Source organism: Vibrio sp. 1562 (assembly GCF_033340155.1).
GTDB classification, from domain to species: domain Bacteria; phylum Pseudomonadota; class Gammaproteobacteria; order Enterobacterales; family Vibrionaceae; genus Vibrio; species Vibrio alginolyticus.
Genome location: NZ_JAWOVY010000026.1, coordinates 1 through 15,158 on the forward strand (window position 1 = coordinate 1; position 15,158 = coordinate 15,158).

12 protein-coding genes and 1 pseudogene are annotated in these 15,158 nt (G+C 45.2%); 9 read left to right on the forward strand and 4 right to left on the reverse strand.

Annotated features, from left to right (window positions below):
- The 4 genes and pseudogenes from R7Z49_RS20155 to R7Z49_RS20170 form a co-directional block, all read left to right on the forward strand.
- A pseudogene (locus R7Z49_RS20155) lies at positions 1-71 on the forward strand (elongation factor Tu); the annotation flags it as partial.
- 331 nt (positions 72-402) lie between these two features.
- On the forward strand, positions 403-591 hold the full coding sequence (locus R7Z49_RS20160) for a (2Fe-2S)-binding protein (protein ID WP_005381360.1): 189 nt from the start codon (positions 403-405) through the stop codon (positions 589-591).
- Positions 592-684: 93 nt separating this feature from the next.
- Positions 685-1,161: a bacterioferritin gene (gene bfr / locus R7Z49_RS20165; RefSeq protein ID WP_005381359.1), complete on the forward strand. Its 477-nt coding sequence runs from the start codon at positions 685-687 to the stop codon at positions 1,159-1,161.
- Positions 1,162-1,367: 206 nt separating this feature from the next.
- Positions 1,368-2,645 carry a malic enzyme-like NAD(P)-binding protein gene (locus R7Z49_RS20170; protein WP_005381358.1) on the forward strand — a complete coding sequence of 426 codons (1,278 nt, stop codon included), beginning with the start codon at positions 1,368-1,370 and terminating at the stop codon, positions 2,643-2,645.
- 113 nt (positions 2,646-2,758) lie between these two features.
- Here R7Z49_RS20170 and metJ read toward each other — a convergent pair whose 3' ends face one another.
- Positions 2,759-3,079: a met regulon transcriptional regulator MetJ gene (gene metJ / locus R7Z49_RS20175; RefSeq protein ID WP_005381353.1), complete on the reverse strand. Its 321-nt coding sequence runs from the start codon at positions 3,077-3,079 to the stop codon at positions 2,759-2,761.
- A gap of 225 nt (positions 3,080-3,304) precedes the next feature.
- Here metJ and R7Z49_RS20180 point away from each other — a divergent pair, with 225 nt between their 5' ends.
- From R7Z49_RS20180 to metF, 3 genes are all read left to right on the forward strand, one after another.
- Complete coding sequence (locus tag R7Z49_RS20180) at positions 3,305-4,465, forward strand: O-succinylhomoserine (thiol)-lyase (protein ID WP_005381350.1); 1,161 nt, start codon at positions 3,305-3,307, stop codon at positions 4,463-4,465.
- Positions 4,466-4,480: 15 nt separating this feature from the next.
- Positions 4,481-6,889: a bifunctional aspartate kinase/homoserine dehydrogenase II gene (locus R7Z49_RS20185; RefSeq protein ID WP_053307548.1), complete on the forward strand. Its 2,409-nt coding sequence runs from the start codon at positions 4,481-4,483 to the stop codon at positions 6,887-6,889.
- A gap of 262 nt (positions 6,890-7,151) precedes the next feature.
- Positions 7,152-8,054, forward strand: coding sequence for a methylenetetrahydrofolate reductase (gene metF, locus R7Z49_RS20190; protein ID WP_005381345.1), 903 nt, complete (start codon positions 7,152-7,154; stop codon positions 8,052-8,054).
- Between the two features lie 70 nt (positions 8,055-8,124).
- Here metF and R7Z49_RS20195 read toward each other — a convergent pair whose 3' ends face one another.
- From R7Z49_RS20195 to argE, 3 genes are all read right to left on the reverse strand, one after another.
- Positions 8,125-8,664 (reverse strand): PadR family transcriptional regulator, encoded by a 540-nt coding sequence (locus R7Z49_RS20195; RefSeq protein ID WP_005382791.1) that lies wholly within the window; start codon positions 8,662-8,664, stop codon positions 8,125-8,127.
- Positions 8,665-9,089: 425 nt separating this feature from the next.
- Positions 9,090-11,723 carry a phosphoenolpyruvate carboxylase gene (gene ppc / locus R7Z49_RS20200; RefSeq protein ID WP_053307549.1) on the reverse strand — a complete coding sequence of 878 codons (2,634 nt, stop codon included), beginning with the start codon at positions 11,721-11,723 and terminating at the stop codon, positions 9,090-9,092.
- A gap of 272 nt (positions 11,724-11,995) precedes the next feature.
- On the reverse strand, positions 11,996-13,132 hold the full coding sequence (gene argE, locus R7Z49_RS20205; RefSeq protein WP_005381335.1) for an acetylornithine deacetylase: 1,137 nt from the start codon (positions 13,130-13,132) through the stop codon (positions 11,996-11,998).
- Between the two features lie 144 nt (positions 13,133-13,276).
- Between argE and argC the strand changes: the two genes are divergently transcribed.
- Positions 13,277-14,281, forward strand: a complete 1,005-nt coding sequence (gene argC / locus R7Z49_RS20210) for an N-acetyl-gamma-glutamyl-phosphate reductase (protein ID WP_005382790.1) — start codon at positions 13,277-13,279, stop codon at positions 14,279-14,281.
- Positions 14,282-14,302: 21 nt separating this feature from the next.
- Positions 14,303-15,094 carry an acetylglutamate kinase gene (gene argB / locus R7Z49_RS20215; RefSeq protein ID WP_005381333.1) on the forward strand — a complete coding sequence of 264 codons (792 nt, stop codon included), beginning with the start codon at positions 14,303-14,305 and terminating at the stop codon, positions 15,092-15,094.
- Positions 15,095-15,158: the final 64 nt, after the last annotated feature.

Here is a 15,158-nt window from a genome sequence, read left to right on the forward strand (position 1 = left end):
GTCTACGTTTCGCGATCCGTGAAGGTGGCCGTACAGTAGGTGCTGGTGTTGTTGCTAAGATCTTCGACTAATTCATAACGAATTAAACGAAATCTTGCACTGTTCTTCTTTTTGAAGAAAGCGCATCGAAAAGGGAAGCTTAGGCTTCCCTTTTTCATTTCTAGATTACATTTAGTTATAAGTGTTGAAATAAAAGACGTCACTTTTTCGATTTAAAAACAGAGTGTTACCGGCTTTGTTTCTTAACGCTTTTACTCACCCCTCTTAACCCTTTGATCTTTTCCTGCAGCGGTAAAATCTTTATAACCAAATATTCTGAGCGGACACCATAATGCGACTGGTAACAAGAACTATTCTTGTTTATATTGTTTGTCACAGATTAGTTTTATAGGTTTTTTGAGTATGTACGTTTGTCTTTGCCATGGTGTCTCCGACAAAAAAATTAGGAAGTTGGCGATAGATGAAGGCGTAACAGATATTAAAGGAATCAAAAAGTGCACGGCATTGGGCAGCCAATGTGGTAAGTGCATCAGACAGGCCAAGGAAATTTTAGCGGAAACTAGTTACACGGAATTTAAACAAGCCAGCTAATTGCTGTAAGTATGCAGTAATTATTTGCCTTACATTTTGACACCTTCTCATTTGCTTCTACATTTAAATGAAGCCAAAGAGGAGGGTTTTGTCATGAAAGGCGATCCAATCATCATTCAACATCTCAATAAAGTGCTCGGTAACGAGCTCGTCGCTATTAATCAGTATTTTCTTCACGCCCGAATGTATAAAGACTGGGGCTTAAAGCACCTAGCAGACAAGGAATATCACGAATCTATCGATGAGATGAAGCATGCCGATCATCTAATTGAGCGTATTTTGTTCCTTGAAGGCCTACCGAACCTACAAGATTTAGGTAAGTTGATGATTGGTGAAGATACCAAGGAAATGCTCGAGTGTGACTTAAAGCTTGAAATGGCGGCTATTCCAGATTTAAAAGATGCGATTGCCTACGCTGAAGACATTCGAGATTATGTGTCTCGAGATCTCTTCCAAGATATTCTTGAAGATGAAGAAGAACATGTTGATTGGCTAGAGACGCAACTTGGCTTGATTGAAATGTCTGGTATTGAGAATTATCTCCAAGCGCAATACGTGGACGAAGAGTAACGATACTTTCTGAGTTTGCATACTCCAATAATAGTAAGAAGAAAGAGCACCTGACTCGAAAATCAGGTGCTTAACCCCGTTATCTGGTCTAATCTCTTTTATTATCGGCTTTTTAAGGATATTGCTCGCAATCTTGCCTATGAAGTTTGATTTCTATCCGATAGAATTTATGCCCCCTTACCTAAAAATAAAAAAGAGAAACGTCCATGTCTGAAGACAACCACCAAGCAGCCACTCCAGAAGAAGAACATCGCCAAAAAGCATTGGATTACCATGCTTATCCAACTCCAGGAAAGATTGCTGTCGAACTTACAAAGCCTGCGGAAACGGCGGGTGATCTTGCCCTTGCTTACAGCCCTGGTGTTGCAGAGCCAGTGCGTGAAATCGCACAAAACCCGGATAACGTGTACAAGTACACTGCAAAAGGGAACATGGTTGCTGTTATTTCTAACGGTACCGCTATTCTAGGTCTAGGTAACCTAGGTCCACTTGCATCTAAGCCAGTGATGGAAGGTAAAGCGTTACTGTTTAAGCGTTTCGCAGGTCTTGACTCTATTGATATTGAAGTTAAGCACCGCACGATCGATGAATTTGTTGATACTGTTGCGAGCATTGCAGACACTTTTGGCGGTATCAACCTTGAAGATATTAAAGCACCAGACTGTTTTGAGATTGAAAAGCGTCTGATTGAGCGTTGTGATGTACCAGTATTCCACGATGATCAACATGGTACTGCTATTGTAACGGCAGCGGGTATGCTGAATGCAATCGAACTTCAAGGTAAGAAACTTGAAGATTCAACAATTGTTTGTCTTGGCGCTGGCGCTGCCGCTGTAGCGTGTATGGAGCTTCTGATCAAATGCGGTGCAATGCGCGAAAAAATCTACATGCTAGATCGCAAAGGTGTGATTCACACTCGTCGTGATGACCTTAATGAATATAAGCAGTTATTTGCGAACAATACAGATAAGCGCACACTAGAAGACGTAATTGAAGGTGCAGATCTGTTCCTAGGTGTATCTGGTCCAAACCTGTTGCCAGCGGAAGCGTTGAAGTTGATGGCTGATAAGCCAATCGTATTCGCATGTTCTAACCCGGATCCTGAAATCAAGCCGGAACTTGCTCACGCAGTTCGTGATGACTTGATCATGGGTACTGGCCGTAGTGATTATCCTAACCAAGTTAACAACGTATTGTGTTTCCCATTCATTTTCCGTGGTGCTCTTGATGTGCGTGCAAGTGAAATCAATGATGAAATGAAACTTGCAGCCGTTGAGGCGATTCGCGAGCTAGCAAAAGAGCCTGTACCTGAAGCCGTATTGAAGGCTGCCGGTGTTGATAAGCTAGAGTTTGGTGCGGACTATATTATTCCAAAACCAATGGATTCACGTTTGCTACCACGTGTTGCAAAAGCGGTTGCTCAGGCGGCGGTTAATTCAGGTGTAGCTCGTATCGAGATGCCTGAAAACTACATGGCAGAGTAATATATCTTTCAGATGTGATACACAAAAAATGGGACGCTATTGCGTCCCATTTTTTATGTCATCCATTTGGCTCGAGGCAAGAGTTATTACCTGAAACCTTTTATCAGGCTTTTTTATTCTTCGTCGAATGACTCAAATTCGATGCCCATTTCCGTCATCAGCGCTTTTACTTCTGTTGGAATATCATCAGGACGGTCTTTACGAAGGTCTTCATCTGTCGGAAGTGGCTGACCTGTGTACGCGTGCAAAAATGCCTCGCATAGCAATTCGCTATTGGTTGCATGGCGTAAGTTATTGATCTGACGGCGAGTACGCTCATCAGTTAGCACCTTTAAAACTTTTAGCGGGATAGAGACGGTAATTTTTTTTACTTGTTCGCTTTTTTTGCCGTGCTCTGCATATGGGCTAATGTATTCGCCATTCCAGTCAGCCATTGCACACCTTCATTTATGTAATCGGTTAAAAATAATTTAGGTGCTGATTTTAGCTGCATTTACCGCCATAAGCAAAGACATATAGACGTCTAGAAGTGTTGACGTCTCATTTTTTGACGAGTAAAGTGAACATAACAGCAAAGGAAGCGTGTTGATCACTTTATGTTACTCATTAGATATAGCGCATTCCTATTTAGAAGTCATTACCCGTGAAAGGATACACCCATGAGCACTCGCAAACCTGCGACCATTGCAGTACGCACTGGTATTGAATCAGACAGCCAATATCATGCTGTCGTTCCACCTATTTATCTTTCCACTAACTATGGTTTTCCTGCTTTTGGTGAAGTGCCCAAGTATGATTACACACGATCTGGTAATCCAAACCGCGGACTGTTGGAAAGTGCGCTATCTGAACTTGAGTCTGGAAAAGGAGCGGTTGTTACTAACTGCGGTACGTCGGCATTAAATTTATGGGTTTCCGCTTTTCTCGGCCCAGATGATCTCATTATTGCTCCTCACGATTGTTATGGTGGTACCTATCGTCTTTTTAATACCCGAGCTAACAAAGGCGATTTTAAGGTTCAGTTTGTCGATCAATCAGACGAACAGGCTTTAGATGCTGCATTGGCACAAAAACCAAAACTCATTTTGCTAGAAACTCCGTCAAACCCTCTGGTTCGCGTAGTGGATATTGCAGCTACTTGTGAAAAAGCGAAACAAGTCGGCGCGTTAGTTGCGGTGGACAATACCTTTTTGACACCCGTGTACCAAAAACCTTTAGAGCTAGGTGCGGATTTTGTTATCCACTCCACAACAAAGTACATCAACGGTCATTCGGACGTAATTGGTGGGGTAATCATCACCAACACAGAAGCGCATGCAGAAGAGCTTGCATGGTGGGGCAATTGTATTGGTGCAACGGGCACACCTTTCGATAGTTACATGACACTGCGAGGTATTCGTACGCTTGGTGCTCGTATGAAAGTACATGAAGAGAGCTCACAGCAGGTACTGGCTTACCTACAGAAACAAGCGTTAGTTAAAACTATCTATCATCCAAGCCTGCCGGAACATCCAGGTCACGACATTGCTAAAAAGCAGCAAACGGGCTTTGGCTCTATGTTGAGTTTTGAGTTTGCTGGTTCGTTTGAGCAGCTAAAGGTGTTTGTGAAAGAGCTCCAACTGTTTTCATTAGCTGAATCATTAGGTGGTGTAGAAAGTTTGATTTGCCACCCGGCATCCATGACTCACCGTGCAATGGGTGAGGAGGCACTGGCGGAGGCTGGGGTCTCTCATCAACTATTGCGTTTGTCTGTCGGTTTGGAAGATGCACAAGACCTCATCACAGATTTAGAACAAGCGTTCGCTAAAGCTACCCAGTAATAGGAGACGATAACAATGACTGTACAACGTCAGCTGCATAAGTTTGGTGGCAGTAGCTTAGCAAACCCAGAATGCTACTTACGCGTTGTGGGTATTCTCAAAGAGTATTCGACAGAAAATGATCTTGTGGTCGTCTCTGCTGCAGGAAAAACCACTAATCGCTTGATTGAGTTTTTGGAAGGGTTAAATAAAGATGGCCGAATTGCGCATGAAGCGCTTCAAAGCTTGAGACAGTTCCAAACCGAGCTAATAGAAAGCTTGTTGGAGAGTGAAGCAAAAGAAGAGCTGTTAGCTTTATTACATGATGAGTTCAGTACTCTCTCGGAGCTGACTGCACCACTCACTAATGCGCAAAAAGCTGCGGTACTGGGACACGGAGAAGTATGGTCTGCTCGCCTATTGGCCGCGTTATTATCTCAACGTTCTATCCCTGCGGTTGCACAAGATGCACGAGCGTTTTTACGTGCAGAAGCGGGAACTCAACCAGAGGTTGATCGCGCTCGTTCATACCCTTTAATTAAAGAGATCCTCGCGCAGCATAACCATAAACGTGTGGTAATTACTGGCTTTATGGCTCAGAACGAGGCAGGAGAAACCATTCTACTTGGTCGTAACGGCTCTGACTATTCTGCAACGGTCATAGGCGCGCTTGCTGAAGTCAGTACTGTCACGATTTGGAGTGATGTTGCTGGTGTTTATAGTGCCGATCCACGTTTGGTGTCTGATGCTTGTTTATTACCGTTACTTCGATTGGATGAAGCCAGTGAACTTGCTCGCTTAGCTGCCCCAGTGCTACACAGTCGTACGCTTCAGCCTGTGGCGCAAAGTACCATGGACCTTAATCTCAAGTGTAGCTATCTGCCAGAGTCGGGTTCTACTCGTATTGAGCGTGTATTGGCATCTGGTCGTGGCGCTAAAATTATTACTTCACTGGATGATGTTTTATTGGTGCAGTTGTCTTTCATGCATGGGCACGACTTCGAAAAAACACAGAGTGATGTATTACAAGCGTTGCAGCGCGCGCAATTAGAGCCATTGGCATTTGAAGCTCAATCCGATCAGCATACGCTACGCTTGGCTTACACCGCAGAAATCGCCGGTGGTGCATTGAAACACTTGCAAGAGCTTGCGGTAGAGGCAGAAATTAAGCTAAAAGAAGGTTACTCGCTCTTAGCTGCGGTAGGTGCAGGCGTTACGAAAAACGCCAATCATTGCTTTGGCTTTTATCAGAAGCTAAAGCACTCTCCGGTAGAATTTATCTCTGAAACAGACTCAGGGCTGAGCCTAGTCGCTGTTTTGCGCCGTACTGATACCGAGGCGTTGGTTCAAACGATTCATAGCCAGTTGTTCCAAGCGCAAAAACGCGTGGCAGTGGCTTTATGTGGCAAGGGTAATATTGGTTCTAGTTGGTTAAATTTATTTGCGACGCAAAAAAGTGAGCTCGAAAAACGTCATGGTATGAGCTTTGATCTTGTCGCGGTTGTGGATAGCCAAACCTATTGGTTCGATGAGCAAGGTATTGAGGCGGTGAGTGTTGCTGAACGATTTGATGATGAAAGCATAGCAAACAATGGGGATTGGCTGGCACGTTTGGGAGCGCTTAAAAGCTACGATGAAGCCGTCGTGCTTGATGTTACCGCGAGTAAAGATTTGGCTCAGCGCTACGTAGAAATCGCACAGCAAGGCATTCATTTGATTTCCGCCAACAAAGTGGCCGGTTCCGCAGATAGTCAGTACTACCATCAGGTTCAAGATGCATTCGCTAAAATTGGTCGTCATTGGCTATACAACGCAACGGTTGGTGCTGGGTTACCGATAAACCATACCGTGCGAGATCTTCGTGAAAGTGGGGATGAAATCGTCGCTCTATCGGGGATTTTCTCGGGGACGTTATCATGGCTGTTCCAACAGTTTGATGGTTCTGTGCCATTTAATGATTTAGTCGATCTTGCTTGGCAGCAAGGGTTAACCGAACCTGACCCTCGTTCTGATTTAGATGGCTCCGATGTAATGCGTAAGTTAGTCATCTTGGCTCGAGAATCGGGCCTAGATATAGAACCAGACAGCGTTAAAGTTGAGTCTTTGGTGCCAGAAGAATTAAGAGAACTGAGCTTAGATGATTTCTTCGATAATGGAGCATTGTTGAGTGAAATACTTCAAGAGCGTCTGACAAAAGCACAGAGAAACGATCAAGTGCTTCGCTATGTGGCGCGTTTAGAAAAAAATGGTAAAGCAACGGTGGGAGTCGAAGCGTTATCTCGTGAGCACGCGCTCGCCAACTTATTGCCATGCGATAACATTTTTGCCATAGAGAGCAAGTGGTACAAAGATAACCCTCTGGTAATTCGAGGACCAGGCGCAGGCAGAGAAGTGACAGCCGGCGCTATTCAATCCGACCTCAACCGATTGGCTGGTTTATTTTAAAGTTGCGATTGACCTAAAAACCCTGGAATTAATCCAGGGTTTTTTATTCCCCTATCAGTGCCATACTGAAGTCATAACCCGTGCAAAATGGCGAGATGATGCTCAAGTAGAAACTTGAACTATCTTCATTATTAACTTGAGAAAAATTCATAATTACAAGGTTGACATTAAATCGTATTCAATACATTCTGTAGACATATAGACGTCTAAACGTCGATTTTAAGGATTTGTTTTCGTGGCGGAGTGCCGCAGGGAGAGTAAGATGGGATATACGCACGCAGGCCATATCGACGCCTTGAACCAGAATATTGCTGAGTTATCAGATAACATCAATGTATCGTTTGAGTTTTTTCCGCCAAGCAGCGCTAAGATGGAAGAAACACTTTGGAATTCAGTGCACCGTCTTAAAACGCTTCAACCTAAATTTGTTTCTGTGACTTACGGTGCGAACTCCGGCGAGCGTGACAGAACACACTCCATCATTAAAGAAATTAAAGCAACAACCGGATTGGTTGCCGCTCCCCATCTCACTTGTATTGATGCGACTCGTGAAGAGTTGATTAATATTGCCGATGATTATTGGAACAATGGTATTGAAAATATCGTCGCTTTGCGTGGTGATATTCCTCCAGGTGGCGGTGCGCCTGATATGTATGCCTCGGATTTGGTTGAGCTGCTGAAATCACGCCACGATTTCGATATCTCCGTTGCTGCATTCCCTGAGGTTCACCCTGAAGCTAAAAGCGCTCAGTCTGACTTATTGAACCTAAAACGTAAGGTAGATGCAGGTGCAAACCGTGCTATTACTCAGTTCTTTTTTGACGTTGAGTCTTACCTGCGATTCCGTGACCGTTGTGTCGCAGCAGGAATTGACGTAGAAATTGTGCCAGGAATTTTGCCTGTATCGAACTTTAAGCAAGCTTCTCGCTTTGCGGCACAGAACAATGTGAAAGTACCAGGATGGATGAGCAAACAATTCGATGGCTTGGATGATGATCCGGTGACTCGCCAGCTTGTAGGAGCTAGCCAAGCTATTGATATGGTGCGTGTACTGAGTCGTGAAGGGGTTAAGGATTTTCACTTCTACACACTAAACCGTGCAGAGATGACTTACGCGTTATGCCATACGTTGGGTGTTCGTCCTCGCGCAGTAGTCGGTGCGTAAACCTAGTTTCAAAAAGATAAAAGGCTTGCCAAGTGGCAAGCCTTTTTCGTTTTATCAAAGCAAAAGGAGTTTAACCAATCACTTCAAGTTCAGTTAGAACTTCTTCTGCCCAAGTGATCCAAGTTTCACGTAACAGTAGGTTACGGCGAAGCGTTAGACGTTCTAGGCGAGCTTGTTTATCTAAAGTTGACGGCGTTGCGTAGTAAGCCGCTTCAATTTCTTTGTAGTGAGAAACCAGTTTGCGAGACTCTTCAACTAGCTCGGCGAGTTGGTCACGGAATGGAGCCGCTGGTTGAACGGCACATGCCATCAATTTCGCTGAAAACTCATCACGAACTGTTGGGTGTGCAGTTGGTTGATCAAACCACTCTCCTAAAGCGCTGCGACCAGCGTCTGTAATGGAGTAAACCTTGCGGTCTGGTTTGCCTTCTTGGGGTTCTAATACGCAAGTAACCAGTTCTTTCTCAGCCATTTTGTTGAGTTCACGGTACACCTGTTGGTGGCTTGCTTTCCAGAAGTAACCGATGCTAGCAGAGAATTCTTTAGTGATATCGTAACCGGTTGCGTCGCGAGTGCTAAGAACAGTTAAGATTACGTGTGGTAATGACATGTCTTCAATCCAAATGGTCAATAAACTTGTAAACAAGCTACTTATACTTTCAGCTGCGCTCTTACTGGCACTTGAGTTTTTTAATGTATAAGTAGCACCAACAATGTTGGTCCTGTCACCTTAAAGCCGTTTATCACCTAGAGAGATGGGGAGTCCCATCAAGGCTGGAGCAGGTATGATTGGATTTATGAGCTCTCAGCAGGCAAGTAGTATATAAATAATAAGCATGAAGTGGAATAGTAGGACAAAATTACCCTAAAAAACTAACATAATAATCAATAGTGTTAACTTGTGGTTTTTTATTCTTTTATTTTGGTATTTTTTGGGTCTCTAGTGGTATATTTAACTGCCTTTGTTTTGGTGCGATTATCCTGTGATAAAAAAAAGCTGAGCATTTGCCCAGCTTTCTATTAAAAATGAAACGATTAGCCTGTGTTGCGCATACCTGCAGCAATACCAGCAATCGTCACCATCAACGCTTCTTCCAAGTTTGCAGAAGCTTCTTCGGTTTGACGCGTGCGGTATAGCAGCTCTGCTTGTAGCATATTCAATGGCTCAACGTAGATATTGCGTAAGCGAATAGACTCGAGTCCCCAAGGGTCATGCTGCATCAAGTTTTCATTGTTCTCTACATTCAGTACCGCTTTGATGTCTTCTTGAAGCTGAGCACGAAGCTTTTCACCGAGTGGACGGAGCGACTCATCCACCAATCGCTCATCGTAGTAGCGAGAGATATCAATATTACACTTCGAGTACACCATTTCCAGCATGCCGAGACGAGTTGAGAAAAATGGCCATTCGCGGCACATCTCTTCGAGCAATGCTTGGTGGCCTTTATCGATCGAGTATTGAATCGCTTCACCTGCGCCTAGCCATGCAGGAAGTACCAAACGGTTTTGACTCCATGAGAAGATCCACGGGATTGCACGTAAGCTTTCTACTCCGCCCTTAGGGTTGCGTTTTGCAGGACGAGAACCAAGTGGCAACTTGCCGAGTTCGAGTTCTGGTGTTGCTTGGCGGAAGTAAGGCACGAAATCTGGCTCGCCACGAACCACATTTCGGTAAGACTCACAGCTTACTTCTGATAGCACTTCCATCAAGTCGCGCCATTCTTGTTTTGGCTCCGGTGGCGGTAACAAGTTGGCTTCCAGAATCGCACTTGCATATAGGTTAAAGCTGTTTACTGCGACATCTGGGAGTCCCAGTTTAAAGCGGATCATTTCGCCTTGCTCTGTTACACGTAAACCGCCTTTCAAGCTTTTTGGTGGTTGCGACAAAAGCGCAGCATGCGCAGGTGCGCCACCGCGACCGACTGTGCCCCCACGACCATGGAATAGAGTTAGCTCAACGCCTTCTTCTTCAGCCACTTTAACTAACGATTCCATCGCATGATACTGAGCCCAACCAGCAGACATAACACCTGCATCTTTCGCTGAGTCAGAGTAACCAATCATGACCATCTGGTGGTTTTGGATAAAACCACGGTAAAGGTCAATCCCCATAAGCTGCTTGATGACCGATTCTGCGTTGTTCAAATCGTCTAGCGTTTCGAACAGAGGACACACATCCATGCGGTAAGGGCAACCTGCTTCTTGTAGCAGTAGATGAACGGCTAGTACATCAGAAGCGGTACGTGCCATTGAAATAACGTAAGCGCCAAACGCTTCACGCGGTTGTGCTGCAACAATCTTACAGGTATCCAAAACCTCTTTGACGGGTTCAGACGGTTCCCAATCACGAGGGAGAAGCGGACGTTTAGATGCCAGCTCGTTAGTTAGAAAAGCAATCTTATCTTGCTCACTCCATTGTTCGTAATCACCAATACCTAAGTAGCGAGTTAGTTCAGACAAGACGTTTGAGTGACGCGTGCTCTCTTGGCGGATATCAAGACGTACAAGATGGATACCAAATGCTTTTACGCGGCGTAGTGTATCCAGTAGTGAGCCGTTGGCTATTACACCCATGCCACATTCGTTTAGTGACTGGTAGCAGGCATACAGCGGTTCCCAAAGTTGCTCGACTTTTTGCAGTGGGGCTTTAACGGCCAGTTTTTGACCGTGGATCTTAGCATCGAGAATATCTTTGGTTTCATTGAGCAGAGTGCGTAATTGCTTCAGGATCGCACGGTATGGTTCGTGCTGATCTTCGCCAGCAAGTTCACGGACTTGATCGTTTGAAACTGTCATAGACAGCTCGCTGATCAACTCGTTGATGTCATTGAGATAAAGATCGGCGGCTTTCCAACGAGACAATAGTAAGACTTCACGCGTAACGTTGTGAGTAACAAACGGGTTACCGTCACGGTCACCGCCCATCCAAGAGGAGAAGTGCACTGGGCGAGCATCAATGGGTAAACCTTCTCCAAGGTAAGATTTTAGACGGTCATTCATCTCACGTAGGAAGTCCGGTACTGCTTCCCATAGCGAGTTTTCAACGACCGCAAAGCCCCACTTTGCTTCATCCAACGGAGTTGGGCGTTGTTGTCGAATCACGTCTGAATGCCAGCCTTGGGCAATCAGTTGCTCTAGGCGGCGTTCGGTTTTTCTGCGCTCTTTAGAAGAAAGATCGCTTAGCTCCAACTTTGATAAGCACTCGTTTATCTTGACCAGTTTGTTGATCATCGTGCGGCGCGTAATTTCTGTTGGGTGAGCCGTCAATACCAATTCAATATTTAGATCACGAACCGCTTGGGCAGTGTCCAGTTTGCTCACATCGTTTTGTACCAGTTTAGAAAACAGCGAGTTAATCGCGTCTGGCTCGCAAATGTGCTCTTCACAATGGCGTGAAATCGTGTGGTATTGCTCAGCGATATTGGTGAGGTTTAGAAATTGGTTAAACGCGCGAGTAACGGGCGTTAGCTGCTCATCAGGTAGATGTTTGATTTCTTCGATCAAGCTGTCCCTGTCTGCTTGATTCCCTGCTTGAGCTGATTTGGATAATTTACGAATGGTTTCCACTTTCTCGAAGATTTCTTCGCCATGGGCATCGCGAATGGTGTTACCCAATAAGTGGCCTAACATGCGCACATTACTTTTGAGTGCGGCGTATTTCTCGTTCATTGTCGTCCTGCCTCGTAAAAAAACTACATCCATTGTCCTTGTTAAGACTCCAATCTAGCGAAAAGCACCAGTTATAGTCAAATAAAGCAGACTAAGTTTGCAATTATTCCGCTGTCTCCTGATTTAGAGCAAATTTACGGCAGCCATAGAGTAAGAAGTGAAAATTAATTACAAAATAACAAGTTAAATAAGTGTTAAGACTCGCGCTAAATTGTGAAGATAAAAAGATGCAGCTCAATCGAGCTGCACAGACTTTCGAGCTTAAACGCGTATTAACAGCAGTACTTGACCATCGCCTTTGAAAGCACATCAATTGTGGGGTCGATAAAGTCGAAGGATAGAAACTCATCCGGTTGATGGGCTTGGTCGATTGACCCAGGGCCGAGCACCAAGGTTGGACACAACTGCTGTAGAAATGGTGCTTCAGTACAGTAGTTCACGGTTTCTGAACTGGTTTGGCAGATCTCTTCAACACCACCAATAAATGGGTGGTCATGTTGGCATTCGTAACCCGGAATAGGCTCATGCAATGGAATAATCTCCAGTCTCCCAGGCCATTTCGCTTCGACTTCTTTTAATGCTCCGCGCAACATGTTCTCTAAACCATCAAGGCTAATGCCGGGAAGAGGACGCACGTCGTAATGCAGCTCACAGCAACCACAAATACGGTTAGCGCTGTCACCACCGTGAATGTGTCCAAGATTTAGGGTAGGGCTTGGAATGGCAAAACCCGGATGGTGATATTCTTTAATCAATTTGTCACGCAGTTGCATCATGGCGAACATGACTTCATGCATGATCTCAATAGCGTTAACGCCAAGCGCTGGGTCCGATGAGTGACCGGACTTGCCTGTTACGCGAATGGCATTTGCCACATGCCCTTTATGACCTCGAATTGGTACAAGGCTGGTGGGTTCACCAATGATGCAGTAATCCGGCTTAAATGGGGCGTTTGCTGTGAAATGTCGCGCGCCCAACATGGTGGTCTCTTCGTCACAAGTGGCTAATACGTAAAGTGGTTTGCTCTGCTTGCTCCAATCGACTTTCTTCACTGCTTCATAAATAAAGGCGAAAAAGCCTTTCATGTCTGCTGTGCCTAAACCGTAGAAGCGGTTGTCTTTTTCCGTCAGTTTATGCGGATCAAAATTCCATCGCCCTTGATCGAATGGCACGGTATCGCTATGGCCAGCAAGTAAAAGGCCACCTTCACCCTCACCCATACGTGCGATCATATTGTGCTTGCCTGGCTCGACTTCGATCACTTCAACGCTAAAACCCAGATCTTTAAACCAAGATGCGAGTTTTTCGATGACTTTTGCATTGCCCTGATCCCAGCTCGGATCCGTGGAGCTGATAGAAGAGGTGCTGATGAGTCCTTCATAGACCTCTAGAAAAGTTGGTAATTGCATGGATTCTTCAAATCTCCTGTTGACAGACAGACCACAAAAATGTAAAACACATATTAAATCATATTTAATGAATAAAAAATCAAAATAAAGCAAAAATTAAATATGAATAGTCATTTGAGCCTTTAAGTATATGGATGTTACACAATGCTAAAAACCACGATTATTGGAGCCAGCGGTTACACCGGCGCAGAGTTAGCGTTAATGGTTAATAAACACCCACAACTCACGCTATCAGGTTTATACGTTTCCGCCAACAGTGTTGATGCGGGAAAGAGCATCGCGCAGCTGCACGGTAAGCTAGCGGGCATCATTGATATGCCAGTTTTACCACTAACGGATCCACTGCAAATCGCTCAAGAATCGGACGTGGTGTTTTTGGCAACGGCTCACGAAGTCAGCCATGATTTAGCCCCAACTTTCTTGGAGGCAGGCTGTCAGGTATTCGATTTATCGGGTGCATTCCGTGTGAAAAGTGAAGGCTTTTACGACACTTTTTATGGCTTCGAACATCAACATAACAACTGGCTAGATAAAGCAGCATACGGCTTAGCAGAGTGGAACCAAGAATCAATAAAAACCACTCCTTTGATTGCAGTAGCAGGTTGCTACCCAACCGCTTCACAGCTTGCAATCAAACCTTTATTAGAACATGCGTTGCTTGATACCAACCAATGGCCAGTGATCAACGCAACCAGTGGTGTATCAGGTGCAGGGCGTAAAGCCTCCATGGTTAACAGCTTCTGTGAAGTGAGCTTGCAACCTTATGGTGTATTTAACCATCGTCACCAGCCAGAGATTGCTCAGCACTTGGGTTGCGATGTGATTTTTACTCCGCACCTCGGCAACTTTAAACGCGGCATTCTTGCCACTATCACCATGAAGCTTGCGCAAGGTGTGACAGAAGCACAAGTGGCACAGGCGTTTGAACAAGCTTATCAAGGCAAGCCTGCGGTGCGTCTTAAAGGCGACGGTATTCCACGTATTCAGGATGTCGAAAATACCCCTTTCTGTGATATCGGCTGGAAGGTACAAGGCGAACACATCATTGTGATTTCAGCTATCGACAACCTACTTAAAGGTGCATCGAGTCAAGCGATGCAATGTCTCAATATTCATTACGGTTACCCAGAACTGACAGCGTTGCTGTAGTCGTTGAAAGAGGGAAATGCGATGACGCAAACCAATCAAGCTCCTTTAGTCATTAAGCTAGGTGGTGCAGCTCTATCATGCACTCAAACCTTAAGCCAACTTTTTGGTGCCATTGCGGCTTACCAAAAATCGGCACAGCGACAAATCGCCATCGTTCATGGCGGTGGCTACCTAGTTGATGAGTTGATGGCAAAGCTTCAGCTTGAAACCGTTAAGAAAAACGGTTTACGCGTAACGCCTTACGATCAAATTCCTGTGATTGCAGGCGCGCTTGCAGGCACTGCGAATAAGTTACTTCAAGGTCAAGCGATTGCGGACGGTCTTAACGCTGTGGGCCTTAGCCTTGCGGATGGTGGTTTGTGTCTTGTTGAAGAACTTGACCCAGAACTCGGCGCGGTAGGCAAAGCATCACCGGGTGACTCAGCACTATTACAAGCGGTGCTAAACACAGGTGCACTGCCGATCATCAGTTCAATTGGTTTAACCAAAGATGGCCAGATGATGAATGTGAATGCTGATCAAGCAGCAGTCGCGGTTGCGGGCGCATTAGATGCGGAGTTAGTCCTGTTATCAGACGTGAGTGGTGTATTAGATGGAAAAGGCCATTTGATCAAAACCCTGTCAGAGCAGCAAGCTAACTCGTTGATCGATGGACATGTGATCACCGATGGCATGATCGTCAAAGTTAAAGCCGCTTTGGAGGCCGCCAATGATCTTGGCCGTCCAATTGAAGTCGCGACCTGGCGTTACCCAGAAAAATTAGCACAGTTATTCGCTGGTGAAAGTATTGGTACTCAATTCTTGCCTCAATAAGCATCAGCAAAAGAATTCAATATTAGGAAGTCGTAGTTGGCACTGACCGCCGAGCGCAGCGCCA

Excerpts from the sequence above, each read along its gene's own strand:
- R7Z49_RS20160 (WP_005381360.1), top strand. The coding sequence starts at position 403 with ATGTACGTTTGTCTTTGCCATGGTGTCTCCGACAAAAAAATTAGGAAG.
- bfr (WP_005381359.1), top strand. The coding sequence starts at position 685 with ATGAAAGGCGATCCAATCATCATTCAACATCTCAATAAAGTGCTCGGT.
- R7Z49_RS20170 (WP_005381358.1), top strand. The coding sequence starts at position 1,368 with ATGTCTGAAGACAACCACCAAGCAGCCACTCCAGAAGAAGAACATCGC.
- metJ (WP_005381353.1), bottom strand. The coding sequence starts at position 3,079 with ATGGCTGACTGGAATGGCGAATACATTAGCCCATATGCAGAGCACGGC.
- R7Z49_RS20180 (WP_005381350.1), top strand. The coding sequence starts at position 3,305 with ATGAGCACTCGCAAACCTGCGACCATTGCAGTACGCACTGGTATTGAA.
- R7Z49_RS20185 (WP_053307548.1), top strand. The coding sequence starts at position 4,481 with ATGACTGTACAACGTCAGCTGCATAAGTTTGGTGGCAGTAGCTTAGCA.
- metF (WP_005381345.1), top strand. The coding sequence starts at position 7,152 with ATGGGATATACGCACGCAGGCCATATCGACGCCTTGAACCAGAATATT.
- R7Z49_RS20195 (WP_005382791.1), bottom strand. The coding sequence starts at position 8,664 with ATGTCATTACCACACGTAATCTTAACTGTTCTTAGCACTCGCGACGCA.
- ppc (WP_053307549.1), bottom strand. The coding sequence starts at position 11,723 with ATGAACGAGAAATACGCCGCACTCAAAAGTAATGTGCGCATGTTAGGC.
- argE (WP_005381335.1), bottom strand. The coding sequence starts at position 13,132 with ATGCAATTACCAACTTTTCTAGAGGTCTATGAAGGACTCATCAGCACC.
- argC (WP_005382790.1), top strand. The coding sequence starts at position 13,277 with ATGCTAAAAACCACGATTATTGGAGCCAGCGGTTACACCGGCGCAGAG.
- argB (WP_005381333.1), top strand. The coding sequence starts at position 14,303 with ATGACGCAAACCAATCAAGCTCCTTTAGTCATTAAGCTAGGTGGTGCA.